At 68.7% G+C, this 13,440-nt stretch carries 15 protein-coding genes; 5 read left to right on the top strand and 10 right to left on the bottom strand.

What is annotated here, in order from left to right; genetic code table 11:
- Nucleotides 1–27 precede the first annotated feature (27 nt).
- On the top strand, nt 28–690 hold the full coding sequence (locus C2R22_RS16795; protein WP_103426785.1) for a HalOD1 output domain-containing protein: 663 nt from the start codon (nt 28–30) through the stop codon (nt 688–690).
- 182 nt (nt 691–872) lie between these two features.
- On the top strand, nt 873–1,601 hold the full coding sequence (locus tag C2R22_RS16790; protein ID WP_103426784.1) for a response regulator: 729 nt from the start codon (nt 873–875) through the stop codon (nt 1,599–1,601).
- Nucleotides 1,602–1,626: 25 nt separating this feature from the next.
- On the opposite strand, the gene C2R22_RS16785 is transcribed toward C2R22_RS16790, so the two are convergent.
- The 7 genes from C2R22_RS16785 to C2R22_RS16755 all read right to left on the bottom strand — a co-directional run bounded on the left by C2R22_RS16785 (nt 1,627) and on the right by C2R22_RS16755 (nt 6,792).
- Nucleotides 1,627–2,274: an HAD family hydrolase gene (locus tag C2R22_RS16785; protein WP_103426783.1), complete on the bottom strand. Its 648-nt coding sequence runs from the start codon at nt 2,272–2,274 to the stop codon at nt 1,627–1,629.
- 63 nt (nt 2,275–2,337) lie between these two features.
- Nucleotides 2,338–2,763 (bottom strand): LWR-salt protein, encoded by a 426-nt coding sequence (gene lwrS, locus C2R22_RS16780; RefSeq protein ID WP_162562548.1) that lies wholly within the window; start codon nt 2,761–2,763, stop codon nt 2,338–2,340.
- 16 nt (nt 2,764–2,779) lie between these two features.
- Entirely contained in the window at nt 2,780–3,055 is a 276-nt protein-coding gene (locus tag C2R22_RS16775; protein ID WP_103426782.1) for a 4a-hydroxytetrahydrobiopterin dehydratase, read from the bottom strand.
- Nucleotides 3,056–3,102: 47 nt separating this feature from the next.
- Nucleotides 3,103–4,446, bottom strand: coding sequence for a glutamyl-tRNA reductase (gene hemA / locus C2R22_RS16770; protein ID WP_103426781.1), 1,344 nt, complete (start codon nt 4,444–4,446; stop codon nt 3,103–3,105).
- On the bottom strand, nt 4,443–5,168 hold the full coding sequence (locus C2R22_RS16765; protein ID WP_103426780.1) for a precorrin-2 dehydrogenase/sirohydrochlorin ferrochelatase family protein: 726 nt from the start codon (nt 5,166–5,168) through the stop codon (nt 4,443–4,445). Before C2R22_RS16765 ends, hemA begins: the two co-directional genes overlap by 4 nt.
- 32 nt (nt 5,169–5,200) lie before the next feature.
- Nucleotides 5,201–6,310, bottom strand: coding sequence for a siroheme decarboxylase subunit beta (ahbB, locus tag C2R22_RS16760; protein ID WP_103426779.1), 1,110 nt, complete (start codon nt 6,308–6,310; stop codon nt 5,201–5,203).
- A 74-nt stretch (nt 6,311–6,384) separates the two neighbouring features.
- Nucleotides 6,385–6,792, bottom strand: a complete 408-nt coding sequence (locus tag C2R22_RS16755; protein ID WP_103426778.1) for a DUF5778 family protein — start codon at nt 6,790–6,792, stop codon at nt 6,385–6,387.
- Between the two features lie 105 nt (nt 6,793–6,897).
- Between C2R22_RS16755 and uppS the strand changes: the two genes are divergently transcribed.
- Nucleotides 6,898–7,833, top strand: a complete 936-nt coding sequence (gene uppS, locus C2R22_RS16750; protein ID WP_103426777.1) for a polyprenyl diphosphate synthase — start codon at nt 6,898–6,900, stop codon at nt 7,831–7,833.
- A 55-nt stretch (nt 7,834–7,888) separates the two neighbouring features.
- Here the strand turns inward: uppS and C2R22_RS16745 are convergent, their stop codons facing one another.
- Entirely contained in the window at nt 7,889–8,995 is a 1,107-nt protein-coding gene (locus C2R22_RS16745; RefSeq protein ID WP_103426776.1) for a hypothetical protein, read from the bottom strand.
- A gap of 201 nt (nt 8,996–9,196) precedes the next feature.
- Entirely contained in the window at nt 9,197–9,814 is a 618-nt protein-coding gene (locus C2R22_RS16740) for an undecaprenyl diphosphate synthase family protein (RefSeq protein ID WP_103426775.1), read from the bottom strand.
- Nucleotides 9,815–10,080: 266 nt separating this feature from the next.
- Between C2R22_RS16740 and C2R22_RS16735 the strand changes: the two genes are divergently transcribed.
- Entirely contained in the window at nt 10,081–11,427 is a 1,347-nt protein-coding gene (locus C2R22_RS16735; protein ID WP_103426774.1) for a DUF92 domain-containing protein, read from the top strand.
- Nucleotides 11,399–11,974 (top strand): GNAT family N-acetyltransferase, encoded by a 576-nt coding sequence (locus tag C2R22_RS16730; RefSeq protein ID WP_245902797.1) that lies wholly within the window; start codon nt 11,399–11,401, stop codon nt 11,972–11,974. Before C2R22_RS16735 ends, C2R22_RS16730 begins: the two co-directional genes overlap by 29 nt.
- Here C2R22_RS16730 and dnaG read toward each other — a convergent pair.
- On the bottom strand, nt 11,945–13,429 hold the full coding sequence (dnaG, locus tag C2R22_RS16725) for a DNA primase DnaG (protein ID WP_103426773.1): 1,485 nt from the start codon (nt 13,427–13,429) through the stop codon (nt 11,945–11,947). The two genes, C2R22_RS16730 and dnaG, sit on opposite strands and share 30 nt — an antisense overlap.
- Nucleotides 13,430–13,440: the final 11 nt, after the last annotated feature.

Genomic DNA, 13,440 nt, shown 5'->3' with positions numbered 1-13,440 from the left:
ATGTAGGCGGTCCGCAATCACTCTGGTATGCCCGCAACCATCTCCGTCCTGCACGTCGACGACGAACCCGATGTCTTGGATCTCTCGACGAAACTGTTCGAGCGCCGAGACTCGCGCGTGTCGGTCGTCACGGCCGGGAGCGGTTCGGAAGGGATGGACGTGCTCGCGGCCCACGACGTCGACTGCGTCGTCTCCGACTCCGTCCGGATGCCCGACGGCCAGTCGTTCGTCGAGGCCGCGAGCCACGTGACCGACGCGCCCATCGTCCTCTTCACGGCGAAGGAGTGGCAGGAGGTCGCCCCCGACGCCGTCGCGGCTGACGTCGCCGAGTACGTTCGCAAGGCCGACGTCTCGGACTACAAGGCGGTCCTCAAGCACGTCCTCAGACTCACCGACAAGCCCGATGCACTGACGTCGTCGAACCGGCGTCTCATCGGCCGCCACGACTTCTCCTCGCCCACCGAACTCGGCGTCTCCATCGTCCACGCCGTCGAGGCGGCCGTCGACGAGGACCTCGACGCGTTCGATCCGCTGTACGACGTCGTCGACCCCGACGCGCTCGAGGCGGTCTTCGGTCCCGTCAGCGGCACCTCCCACGCGAACCAGATCGAGGTCCGCTTCACCTACCACGGACTCGACCTGGCCGTCACCGGCGACGGGAGCATCGCGCTCGTCTCGGCCGCGAACTGAGATATCGGCCGACTGCGCTGCAGGCGCTCGGTTGCACACCCGGGGAATGACAAAATGGTGTCAGTATGGTTTTATAACGTTGCGAATTGTACCCCCCACGAGCGCTGAGATCGATCTTTCACGTATCAAAGGAAAGTCAAGGAAATTGATGTTTTATCGAATCCGGCCTCGAACATAATGCCATGAACGAATCGACCGTAATCCTCCACGTCGACGACGACGAGAGCTGTCTCGAGTTGTCGCGCTCGTCGCTTCAGGGGGCACTCCCGAACGTGGACGTCGTGACGCGGACCGACGCGGACGAGGCGCTCGCGACGCTCGCCGTCGAATCCGTCGACGCCGTCGTCTCGGACTCGATCGAACTGACGGACGGCACGCCGTTCGTGGAGGCCGCTCGGAACACGTATCCGGACCTCCCGATCGTTCTCTACACCGGGCGCGAGTTCACCGACGCCGCCCCCGTCATCACGCGGGCAGGGGTCACGGAGTACGTCCAGAAGCGCGCGGACTCCGCGGTGCGTGACCTCGTCGGCCGCGTCGAACGGCTCGTCGACGGGGACGGGTCGCTCTCGTCTGCCGACCGCTTCCGGTACACGCCTCCGGGCCGCGACGCCGGTTCGGCCGACCCCGTCGACACGCCCGACGCGGCGGACGCCGAGGCCGAGTGGACCGAACTCGCCCGTTGTGACCCGACGTCGGTCGACGACCTGGTCGTGACGCTCGTCGACGTCCTCGGCGACCGGGCCGACGAGCGTCCGCTGGTCGAACTGTTCGACGCCGAAGCGCTCGCGCGGGTGTTCGACTCCCCCTCCGACGACGTCACCATCCAGGTCCGTCTCCGTCTCGACACACACGAGGTCGCCGTCACCGCCGACGGCGTCGTCGCCAGCCGTCCGCTCACTTCTGCGTAGCCCGTCGGTCCATCGGGACTTCGGCTCAGGTCCGCCCGAGTTCGTCGAACGAGGAGACACGGTAGTCCGCGAGCACGCAGTGTCCGCGCCGCTCGGGAGGGTGTCGCTCGACGTGAATCCCGTCGAGGCCGGCGTTCCACGCCGCCCCGATGTCGCTCGCGCCGTCTCCGGCGAGGACGCCGCGTGCACCCGCTTCGATGTCGAGTTGCGACAGCGTGTACTCGATCGGTGCCGGATCGGGCTTCCAGCCGACCTCCGACGTACAGCAGAGCACCGCGTCGAACCAGTCGCCGATGTCGAGGTGATCGAGAACGGGTTCCGCGAGGAACTGCTGACAGTGGGTCACGAGGCCGATTGGGTGGCCCGCCCGCTGGACGTCGCGGACGAGCGCGGCCGCGTCGTCGTGGAGGTAGGTCGCCTCTGCACGGGCGAGAGGGTCCTCCTCGTCGTGGAAGACGGGCCAGAACTCGACGGGGTCGATGCCCCAGGCGCGGAGTTGGGGGTCGCGCGCGCCGTTGAGGCCGTGCCAGATGATCTCGGCCTCCTGGTCGGAAAACTCTCTACCCAGTCGGGCGCCGACGCGCTCGAACACCTCGCGCGTGTACGCCCACTCGGCGTCGACGATCGTCCCGTCGAGATCGAACAACCAGACGTCGTACTCGCCGACGACCATTACCGGGAGAGAGGTGACGAAGTGGTAAGTCGTTTGCGTCCCGGCTCTCGCGCGTGAGAACGGCTAGCTCAGCACCCGAATCGACGACCCGAGGTGGTTGTGCCGCACCTCCCGCACCGAGTCGGCGTTGTACCGGTCGAGTTCGGCGGCGACGGCCTCCTCCCACGCTTCCCGGTACCGCTCGCTCATCACACACTCGCTGAACGTGACGTGGTCGACCGGGACGGAGAGCCACCCCTCCATCACCTCGCTGAACCGGCGTGCGTCCGTCAGTTCGCCGCGCCAGAGCCACTCCTCGAAGAAGCGCCACCGACCCTCCTCGTCGCCCGGTTCGGCGGCGGGGTGTCGGACGACCGTCTCGAACGTCTCCGGGTCGGTCTCGACCGCCGGCGCGTCTAGCCGAAACCGGACGCGGAACACGTAGTACGCCTCCGGGTCCGCTCGCCCTCGCGCTCGATTTCGACCGTGACCGCGACGTTCCTCGCTCACACTTCCTCCGCTCGGGCTACCGCTCGTCGTTGAACAGGTTCGCTAGCCGGATGTCCTTGTCCGTGATGCCGCCTTCCTCGTGGCTGGTGAGGCGGACCTCGACGGTCTGGTACCCGATGATGATCTCGGGATGGTGGAACTCCTCCTCCGCGACCTCGCCGACGTGTGTCGCGAACGTGACGCCGTTGAGGTAGTCGTCGAACTCGTACGTCCGGGCGATCTCGTCGCCGTCACGCTCCCAGCCGTCTGGAAGTCGCTCTTCGACCTCGTCTTCGGAGAGCAGGTCGGCCATACCCGTGGGTCGTCGTCGCATGGGTTAACTGTTCGGACTCCCCTCCCCTAGTCGTCCGTCAGGCGGTCGACGACGTGCTGTGGGACGTCGGCGTCTTCGGGGATCGAATCGGGTGTCTCGCTTCCGGGAAGCGCCGGCGGTTCGCCGCCGAAGTCGGGGTCGAACAGTTGCATCGCGGTCTGGATGGTGCTCCAGTCGTCCTCGGCGGCGGCCTCGCGGAGGCTCTTCGTCGGCGCGGCGAGCAACTGGTTGACGATGGTGTCCGCCAGCGCGCCCACCGTCTCGCGCTGTTCTTCGGTGAGTTCACCCTGTGACTCCAGTTTCCGAAGCGCCGTCTCGACCTCGGACTGTTTCATCCGCTCGGCGCTCTCGTACATCGCGCCGATGGCCTCGTCCGCACGGTTGCGCTTGAACCGCTCCATCAGGTGGGCGAACTCCGCGTCGATCATCTCCTCGACGCGTTCTGCGGCCGCCTGACGCTTCTCGTGTGTCTCATCGGTCACGGCCTCCAGCGCGTCGATGTCGTGGACGATCACTCCTTCGATAGTCGTCGTCACCGGGTCGATGTCGCGCGGCTGGGCGATGTCGATGAGGAGCGTCTCGGCCGCGTCGACGAGCGTCGCGTCGTCGATGACGTAGTCGGGACTGGCGGTGGCGCTCACGACGAGGTCTACCGCCGAAACCGCGGCAGGCAGGGCGTCGAGACCGACCGCGCTCGCCGAACACGTCACGTCCCGGGCGACGTGTTCGGCGTGCGGCACCGTCCGGTTCGCGACGAGGATGCGCGAGACGCCGGCGGCGTCCAGCGCGCGGGCGGTCAACAGCCCCATCTCGCCCGCGCCGACGACGAGCGCCGTCGCCTCGGTGAGGTCGAGGTGTCGCTCCGCGAGACGGACCGCCGCCGAGCCGAGCGAGACGACGCCCTCGTTGATGGCCGTCTCCGAGCGGGCCCGCTCGCCGACGCGCAGCGCCTTCGTCAGCGCCTCGTCGAGCGTCGGTCCGACGCCGCCGACCGAGCGTGCTTCCTCTAAGGCGGTCCGGAACTGGCCGATGATCTGGTCCTCGCCGACGACGAGCGACTCCAGTCCGGCGGCGACCCGCATCAGGTGGCGGATGGCCTCCTCGTGGTCGAGGTCGACGACTGCCCCGGCGCGGACGTCGGGGGCGAAATCATCCAGCGCACGCCGTCCGGTCGCCGCGTCGTCGGTGACGACGTACGCCTCGGCGCGGTTGCACGTCCGCAGCGCGAACGCCTCGTCGACGCCTTCGCGCGCGAGGAGGTCTCTCACCGTCTCGCGCACGGAGTCGCCGCCGACGCGCTCGATCTCGTCGACGCTCGCGTTGACGTGCGAGACGCTCACGCCGGCGATAACGTTCCGGTTCCCGCTCATTGGCTCTCGGGCTCCTGTTCTGCGAGGGTGGTAGAGTCGATTCCAATCACGTCCTCTGCTACTTTTCGGGCGTTCGTCGTGCCCGTACGTAAAGCCTTCCAAACGCGCGACGACCGGACCACACGACGCATCGCCTCCCGTCGCTCCGCGGGGGCGACGTCGCGCGCCTTCAGTTCCGCGCGTAGTTCGCGCGTCAGGTCCGCCATCGCGCCCGCGCCGTCCAGTTCCGCTTCGAGTCGTTCGCGCAGGTGCCTCGACAGCGCCGGACTGGCCCCGCCCGTCGTGATGGCGACCGAGACCGACCCGTCGTCGACCGTCGCGGGGACGACGACGCTTCCCACGTCGCGCTCGCCCGCCCGGTCGGTGCGGTTGACGAGGACGTTCCGTGCCCGCGCCGCTTCGGCCGCCGCCGCGTTCACTTCCTCTCGGTTCGTCGCGGCGACCACCAGCGCCGGGTCGACGCTGTCGATCCATTCGGGGACGGCCTCGGCCGTCGGCGCGTCGCGAACGAGTTCGATACCCGCTGCCGCGGACCGCGGCTGCCACGTCTCGGCCGTCGCCTCCCGGACCGTCCGCTCGCCGGCGAGCGCGTCGGTGAAGTCGGGGCTCACCACCACGACGCGTGCCTCCCTTGCGAACCGCCGCGCCTTCCGCTCGCCGACCCGGCCGCCCCCGAAGACGAGGACGGTCTGGTCGGTGAAGTCGTGAACGAGTGGGATCATGTCGTGTGCTCGGTCATGGGTGCGTTCGTGGCTCAGGCGGTGTCGGTCGCCGACTCGGTCTCTTCGGCTCCGGTGCCCGACTCGCTCGTGTTCGCGTCGGCGCGCTCGTCGAGGCGGATACCCGTCTTCTTCAGGATGCGCGTCGAAAAGAGCGTGTCCCAGTCCGCCTCTCCGACGTCCCAGTACTCCGCCATCCGCTCGCGCACCTGTTCGACCCGCTTCGCCGACTCCTCCTCCGACCGACCGTGCGTCATCGCGAAGAAGTTGTACGGCCAGACGCCCTCGTGGCGCGGTCGCTGGTAACAGTGGGTGACGAACTCCAGCGAGGCGACCGCCGGCCCCACCTCGTCGACTAACTCGTCCGGGACGTTCCAGACGGTCATGCCGTTCTCGGTGTACCCGAGCGCGTAGTGGTTCGGGACGACGCCGACCCGTCGGATCTTGCCTTCGAGGACGAACCGCTTCAGCGTGGCGAGCACCCAGTCGACCTCGACGCCGAGCGCCTCGGCGATGTCGCGATAGGGCGTCGCGGTGACGGGGAGGCCGCCCTGGACTTCGAGGACGAGGTCGCGCTCGGCCGGCGTGAGCGTCGCTCTGTGCTCCGGTTCGACCGCCGGTCCGAGGTGAGAGAGGTCGATATCACCTTCAGGGACCGGCCCGTCGACGAGGAACTTCGCCTCGACGCGGAACTCTCTCTCCTTGGGCAGGTTGTACGTCGGCTGACCCGTCTCCTCCTCGATGGCGGCGAGCACCTCCTCGACGTTCCCCTGCTCGGCGACGCTCACCACGAACCACATGTTCAGGTGCGGGTGCTCGCGCTCGTAGTTGTGCGCGACCTCTCGATGGCCGTTCACCTGTTCTGCCACCTCGTCGAAGCGCTCGGGCGGCGCGTGCATCGCGACGAGCGTCGCGGTGCCGCCGATGGCTTCGGCGTTGACGAGCGGGCCGAATCTAGACAAGACGCCCGTCTCGTCGAGGTGGCGGACGCGCTCGACCAGTCCGTCGGCGTCGACCTCGACGCCGCGCTCGCGGAGCGCCAGGGCGGCCGGTTCGAACGGCCGCTCGGCCACGGGGAACCCCCCCTGAAAAGCGTTCACGATCGCGCGGTCGAGCGGGGTCAACTCCGCGTCCACCGTCTTCATGTGCGACCTTCAGGGCGAGGGGCAGTTAAGCGTCTCGTCCCGATTCTCACCGATCGGAAACCGGTCCCTCTCGCTCACTCGTCGTCGCGGACGGTCGTCGCCCGGTCGACGTGTTCGAGCGTCTCGACCGCGTCGACGACCGCCGCCTGGTCGATGTCGGCCTCGTAGTAGAAGACGAGGTCGAACGTCCCCTCTCGAAGGAGTTGCTGACACTCCCAGACGAACGCGTCGTCCTCGAGCGTGAGGCCCTGGAACTGGTTCGACGCGAACTCCGTGGTGTCGTTGCCCGCGTAGATGTACGACTCGCCCTTGCCGGCGTGGTCGGCGATGATCTCGTTGAGTTCGACGGTGAGTTCGTGCATCTCGAGGTCTTCGTCTCCCCCCAGGGCCGTGTGGACGATGAGCCCGACGAGTTCGATGTCGCCGGGTTCGATGAGCGCCCTCGTCCGCCGATAGAGGTCCTCGTCGTAGACGTCTGCCATACGCTCGACTCGGTGAGACGGGCATTTACTGGTGACGATACCGCCCCGCGTCGTGTTCGTTCTGGAACACAAGACACATATCGACGGCGGAAAGAAGGGCGACCAATGTTGCGATGGGTCCGGAGGCAGATACAGCAGGCGTACGTCCGCCACCTCGACCGGGCCATCGAGGACGGACCCACCCACGTCGCCATCATTCAGGACGGGAACCGACGCTACGCGCGGCAACAGGGCGGCGACGCGCCCGACGGTCACCGCGCCGGCGCCGAGACCACGGAGCAGGTGCTCAACTGGTGTCAGGAACTCGGTATCGAGGAGCTCACCATCTACGCCTTCTCGACCGAGAACTTCTCGCGCCCGCCCGCGGAGCGCGAGCCCCTGTTCGATCTCATCGAGGCGAAACTGTACGAGTTGGCCGACGCCGACCGCGTCCACGACAACGGGATGCGAATCCGCGCCGTCGGCGAGATCGACCGGCTCCCCGACCGGCTCCGCGAGGCCGTCGACTACGCCGAGGCGCGCACGAAGGAGTACGACTCGTTCAACCTGAACGTCGCGCTCGCCTACGGCGGACGGGCCGAACTCCTCGGGGCCGCCCGCGACGTCCTCCGGTCGGTCGCCGACGGCGACCTCTCGGCGAGCGACGTGAACGTCGACGCCATCGACGCGCGCCTCGCGGGCCAGCCCGTGCGGGACGTCGACCTCATTATTCGAACCGGCGGCGACGAGCGCACCTCGAACTTCCTGCCGTGGCACGCCAACGGCAACGAGGCGGCGGTGTTCTTCTGCGCGCCGTACTGGCCGGAGTTCTCGAAACCCGACTTCCTCCGCGCGATTCGGACGTACGAGTCCCGCGAGGAGTCGTGGCGGCACACCCGGACGGAGCGTGCGGTGGCCCTCGTGCGGGCAGTCGCCGAGACGGAGTTGGTCGAAGCGCGGACCGTCTCCGCCCGACTGCGCGAACAGCTCTCTTCGACCGCGGCCCGCGAACTCAACGCCGAACTCGAACGCCAGCGCGACGAACCGGCCTCCGCGGACTGAGCGTTCGTTCGCCGCGCGCGTTCTCGTCTGTCTCTCCGAGTCCGAGACGAGCCCGCTACTCTATCGCGAACCGGAGGATTGCCCCGACAGCGCCCTCCTCTTCGAGACGCTGATGCGAGTCGACGTCCGTCGGCACGACGACGAACTCGCCACCTTGCTCGACCGTCCGTCGCTCCAACGCACGGAGCGTCTCCGCGGCCAGCGACTCGGAGGCGAGCAGGGTTTCGACGGCCTCGTACTCGAGCGCCTCGTCCGTCGCATCCCGCCCGACGACGGCTTCCTCGCCCGACTCGAGTTCGGAGAAGAGTCGGCCCAGTCGGCTCTCGAGTTCCTCTCGCTCGGCCGATTGGAGGTGGTCTCTGGCCTTCTCCGCGAGTTGTTCGAGGCCCCCGTCGGAGGGCTCGGCTATCGAGAAGGCGTCGGCCAGCACGCGGTTCTGCAGACGGTGGTCGAGGTATCCCTGTTCGAGGAACTCCGTCGCGGTGACGCTGGAGCCGCCGACGAACAGCCCCTCGACGGGATCGATGTCGGCTCGGCCCGGGTTGGCGTCCTCGCGGTAGTCCTCGTCGGGGTCCTCGTCCAGAAAGACGACGCCGGCCCGCTCGGCGACCTCCTCGAAGAAGTCCCGCTGCACCGCTTCTCGGTCGCCGAGTTCACCGCTCGTCGGGTTGTCCTCGACGGTGTCGCTCTGTACGGTGGTCACGGTCTCGGTCCCCTCGCCCGAGGTCCGACCGAGGACTGCCTCCCCGTGCTCGACGATCAGGAGGCCGTACGTCGCGGTGTCGCGAGGGACCTCGAGCGGTTCGGTCTCGAACTCGTTGTCGCGCTCGAACGTGAACGTCGACACGGGTTCGGAGAGGTCGTCGAACGTGTGTACGTCGCTGTCGCCGTCGACGACGCCCGCGTAGACCGCGAGCCCGTTCTCCGGTGTTTCGTCGTAGTCGTTGAGGACTCGTCTGGTCTCCTCGAGCGCCTCCCTGGTGTGTACGGTGGCCTCGTCGCGTTCGAGTTGCTCGGCGTCGGTGTGTACCTCCTCGATTCGTCCCAGTGCGTCTTCGAGCGGCGTTTCTGGCGGGACGGTCAGCGAGACGAGATGCTGTCCGTCGGCCTCCGCGTTCGATACCCTCTCGAGCCGATTGTGAAAGTTCTCTGATGGTGACATGGATGTCGTCGGAGTGGTCTTCGCCGGGCACTTCCGGCTTCGAGTGTGAGGAACCTCTGCTTGCAAATCCGCACTCGGGTCACTCGGCGCTCAGCGCCCGAACCTCCGTCGGGCACAGCCCGACGTGCTTCGGCCTACCGGCCAAACTTCCGGAAGACTCGCTCACGCTCGTCTTCCAACGTTCCCGCGCTTCGCTGGCGCTCAGCGCCCGAACCGCCTGTTTCGGTTCTGGTAGTCCAGCACGGCCCGGAGGTAGTCCCTCCTCCGGAAGTCGCGCCAGTTGACGTCGGTGAAGTACAGTTCGGCGTAGACGGACTGCCAGATCATGAAGTCCGAGAGCCGCTCAGCCCCCGTTTTGATGACGAGGTCGGGTTCGTCGCGGAACACCAGCCGGTCCTCGATGTCCGTCTCGTCTATCTCGTCGATCAGCGCCGGGTCGACGTCGTGGCTCTCGACCGCCTCCGCGAGCGCCCGGACCGCCTCGGCGAACTCGTGTTTCCCGCCGAGGCCGACGCTCACCTGGATGGGCTCGGTCGCCGGCTCGGTGTCGCCGGGCTGTCGCACCGCGAGCGGGCGCGGGGCGTCGACCTCCAGGAGTTCCCGTTCGAGCGTCGGCACCACGGCCTCGTCGAGGACGCTCACCGAGATGGTGACGCGCTCGGCGCCGTACTCGAACGCCCACGAGAGGAACTCCTCTAAGGTCGTGTACGCCCCCTGTTCGAGCAGGTCCCGCTCGGTGATGATGACCGCGACGTGTGCCGGCGGGTCCTCGGGGTGGAGGCGGTGGCGGACGGCGAGATACCGGTCGTACAGGCCCACGACTGGGTGTCTCTATCCGGGAACTAAATCCCGTCGGGTCCGTTCGCTTCGCTCGCTCCCCCGACGACGTCCCGTTCGCTGACTCACGGCTCCGTCGGCCGCCCGTCGCGGCGCTCACACGCCCCGGTCCGTTCGTGCAAATTCGGTCGGGCCGTTCCGTGGGGTCAACACGCGCTCGACTCGCACGGCTGCCGCTCTCTCGCTGCGGTTCAGTCCGTCGAATCCACGTCGGGACCGTTAAGTGTGCGTCCGGGGAAGCAAGCGGTGTGACATCGACGCTCCGGCGGGCAGGCGGCTTCGCCGCCGTGGGCACGCTCTCGCTCGCAGCACCCGCCCTCGGCGTGGCGGCGGCCGCCCCGTTCGCGGCCATCGCGCTCCTCGCCGCCTTCGTCATCACCGACGGGCCGCTGTTCGAGCTCTTCGCCCGGCCCGGCGACCGCGAGGACGGACGCCTCAACGGGCTCGCGAGCGTCTCTCTCGCCGTGACCGGCCTCGCGCTCCTCGCGACCGTCCCCCGCGAGCCGATGCCGCTCACCGTCTTCGTCGCGACCGTCGTGGGCGTCACCTACGGTAACCTCGGCGGCCAACTCGTCACCGCCCGACGGGAGGGTCCGTTCGTCACCGTCGCCGGCTTCGCCGCCCTCGGGTTCCCCGCGGCCGTCGCCGGACAGGCCGTCGTCGCCGTCGTGGCTGACGCGGCCGATCCCTCTGCACTCGCCGACGCCGCTCCCGACTTCGTCTTCGTCGCCGCCGTGGTCACGCTCGTCGCGGCGCTCGTCCGCTCGGCGCTGTACGAACGCGACGACCCAGTCGTGCTCCTGTCGACGGGCATCCTCGCGTGGGTCTTCGGCGCGCTCGTCCCGAGCGTGGGTGCCGTCGAAATCGCGCTCGCGCTCGCCGTCACCGTCGCGCTCGGCTACGCCTCCTACGCGCTCGGGACCGCCTCGGTGACCGGGATGCTCACGGGTGTCATCCTCGGGTTGCTCACCGTCGTTCTCGGCAGTTTCGGCTGGTTCGTCGTTCTCATCGCGTTCTTCTCGGTCGGCGGTCTCTCGACGAAGTTCCGCTACGAGGAGAAACTCGACCGCGGCGTCGCCGAGGACAACGACGGTGCCCGCGGCTCGTCGAACGTGCTCGGCAACGCCGCCGTCGCGTTCGCCGCCGTCGTCGGCTTCGCCGCCGCCTCGCGGTTCTCGCTCGGAACCGCCGTGAGCGCCGCGTTCGGCTTCGCCTTCGCCGGCTCGCTCGCGGCCGCGATGAGCGACACCCTCTCCTCGGAGATCGGCGGCCTCTACGACCGCCCGCGGCTCATCACGACCCTCGAACCGGTCGCGCCCGGGACCGACGGCGGCGTCACCTGGCAGGGGGAGGTCGCCGGCGTCGTCGGTGCGGCGCTCGTCGCCGGCCTCGCGCTCCTCCTCATGCCGCTTCCGGGCCCGGCGATGCTCGTCACCGCGACGGTCGTCGCCGGCGGGGTCGCGGGCATGACCGTCGACAGCCTCCTCGGCGCGACGCTCGAAGGCGACCGCATCGGCAACGAGGCCGTCAACCTCCTCGCGACGCTCGCCGGCGCGCTCGTCAGCGGTGGCGCCGCGCTCGCCCTGCTCGTCTGACCCTTCGATAACCGATGTCCGCCCCCCACCCTCATCTCCGGCGGTTCGACACGCCCTGCCCGACGACGAGTCCCGTCTCCACGACCTGCAGAGCCACCTCGACGAGGGCGCCCCGACGCTCCTCGACGCGGCGATTTCGGGGACCTTCGGGGAGTGTCTCGTCGCCGTCGACGACTCGGATTCGGACGCCGATTCGAACTCGACTTCGGATCGGGCGGTCGGATACCTGCTCGCCGCCGCCGGCGACGGCGGCGTCCCTCCCTCCGGCGTCGCCCCCGACGACACGCTCGACGGCGACGCCCCCACGGTTCACGTCTCCGAACTCGTCGTCGCGCCCGACGCCCGCCGGCAGGGTCACGCCTCGGCGCTCCTCGCGACGCTCCTCTCCCGGCACCCCGGGGCGACCGTGACGCTCACCGTCGCCCCGGACAACGACGCGGCGCGGGCGCTCTACGAGCGGTTCGGGTTCGAGGTGTCCAGAGAACTTCCGGACTTCTTCGACGACGGCCCCGGCCTCTTACTCGTTCGCCGGTCGCGGTCCGAGTAGCTGCTCGGCGGTCCGGATGCGGACACTCACCGGGCGCTTGACGAACTCGCCGAGCGAGCGCCCGATGACGTGCTCCGTCCCGCGCTGGGCGGCCACGTCGAGGAGGCGCTGTGTCACCTCGCCGTCGACGAAGACGGCGTAAGGCGGCTCCTCGGCGTCCTTCAGGAGGTCGAACGCCTCCGCCGCCGGCCCCGACGCGACATCCCGGAACGCGTCGTCGGTCAGGCAGACCCGGCCGCTCTCGGCCGCGATGACGTCGCGCGCGACGCCCCGGAGGGTACCGATGTCGCCGTCGTCGGCTCCCTCCGCGGCCGTCTCGTCGTCGCTCTCGGCGTCGTCTTCCGCGGTCGACGCCCGCTCGTCGTCCGTGGCGCTCGCCTCGTCGTCCGATCCGGGCTCGACCGGTTCGGGAGTGGCGGACGACGCTGTCGGCTCCTCCGGGTTCGACCTCATGACCGTCCCGGCCCCGTCGGTCTCGGCGACGGCCGTCGTCGACCCGTCGTCGGAGTCGGTGTCCGTCCCGGTTCGCGTTTCGGTGTCTTCCTCTCCCTCTCCGTCTCCGGACGGTTCCGTCCCCTGACCGTCCGTCTGCTCGGTCGTGGAGTCGTCCGCGGCGGTGTCGACGACCGCGTCGGCCACGTCGTCGCCTCCCGCCGCGAAAGTCTCGTAGGGGACCTTGTCGCGGAGCGCCGACATCACCGCCCCGCGGTCGAGGTCTTCGACCGACGTCGACTCCGGGGCGAACGCGACGTAGTCGACGTTGCCCACCTGCACGAGTTCGCGCAGGATGAGTTCGCCGCCGCGGTCCCCGTCGAGGAAGGCCGTCACGGTGCGGCGCTGGGTGAGGTCCGCAACGGCGTCGGGGACGTTCGTCCCCTCGACGGCGATGGCGTTCTTGATACCGTACTTGAGGAGGGTGATGACGTCCGACCGCCCCTCGACGACGACGATGGCGTCGGAGTCGACGACGTTGGGACCGGCGGGCAGCCCCTCGTACTCGGTGATGTCCTCGACGCGGACGCTCTCGCGTACCTCGTCGAGAATTTCCGTCGAGGTCATGATCGACTCGCTGAACGACTCCGCGAGGAGCTCTTTCGCCCGCTCGACGACCTCCCGCCGTTTGGCCTCGCGGACGTCCTCGATGTCGGTGACGCGGACCTCCGACCGACAGGGGCCCACCCTCGTGATGGTTTCGAGCGAGGCGGCGAGGATGGATGTCTCGACGCGGTCGAGGCTCGTCGCGATGGTGATGTGGCCGAACGACTGCCCGCCCTCGCTGTCGATTTCGACGTCGATCCGGCCGACCTTCGACGCCTGCTGGAGGTCTCTGAGGTCCAACTCGTCGCCGAGTAAGCCCTCCGTCTGTCCGAAGATGGCCCCGACGACGTCGCTCCGCTCGACGATACCGTCCGCCGTGATGGCCGCGTGAATGAGATATTTGGATGTGTCGTCCATGGATACTGTCG

The sequence above is a fragment of the Salinigranum rubrum genome (genome assembly GCF_002906575.1).
GTDB lineage: Archaea > Halobacteriota > Halobacteria > Halobacteriales > Haloferacaceae > Salinigranum > Salinigranum rubrum.
This window is presented reverse-complemented; position numbering and strand designations above follow the sequence as displayed.

What these genes read in the sequence shown, in the direction of transcription:
- hemA (WP_103426781.1), bottom strand. Translation starts at nt 4,446, where the DNA reads ATGAGCGGGAACCGGAACGTTATCGCCGGCGTGAGCGTCTCGCACGTC.
- C2R22_RS16795 (WP_103426785.1), top strand. Translation starts at nt 28, where the DNA reads ATGCCCGCAACCATCTCCGTCCTGCACGTCGACGACGAACCCGATGTC.
- C2R22_RS16790 (WP_103426784.1), top strand. Translation starts at nt 873, where the DNA reads ATGAACGAATCGACCGTAATCCTCCACGTCGACGACGACGAGAGCTGT.
- C2R22_RS16775 (WP_103426782.1), bottom strand. Translation starts at nt 3,055, where the DNA reads ATGGCCGACCTGCTCTCCGAAGACGAGGTCGAAGAGCGACTTCCAGAC.
- ahbB (WP_103426779.1), bottom strand. Translation starts at nt 6,310, where the DNA reads ATGAAGACGGTGGACGCGGAGTTGACCCCGCTCGACCGCGCGATCGTG.
- C2R22_RS16755 (WP_103426778.1), bottom strand. Translation starts at nt 6,792, where the DNA reads ATGGCAGACGTCTACGACGAGGACCTCTATCGGCGGACGAGGGCGCTC.
- C2R22_RS16745 (WP_103426776.1), bottom strand. Translation starts at nt 8,995, where the DNA reads ATGTCACCATCAGAGAACTTTCACAATCGGCTCGAGAGGGTATCGAAC.
- dnaG (WP_103426773.1), bottom strand. Translation starts at nt 13,429, where the DNA reads ATGGACGACACATCCAAATATCTCATTCACGCGGCCATCACGGCGGAC.
- uppS (WP_103426777.1), top strand. Translation starts at nt 6,898, where the DNA reads ATGTTGCGATGGGTCCGGAGGCAGATACAGCAGGCGTACGTCCGCCAC.
- C2R22_RS16765 (WP_103426780.1), bottom strand. Translation starts at nt 5,168, where the DNA reads ATGATCCCACTCGTTCACGACTTCACCGACCAGACCGTCCTCGTCTTC.
- C2R22_RS16785 (WP_103426783.1), bottom strand. Translation starts at nt 2,274, where the DNA reads ATGGTCGTCGGCGAGTACGACGTCTGGTTGTTCGATCTCGACGGGACG.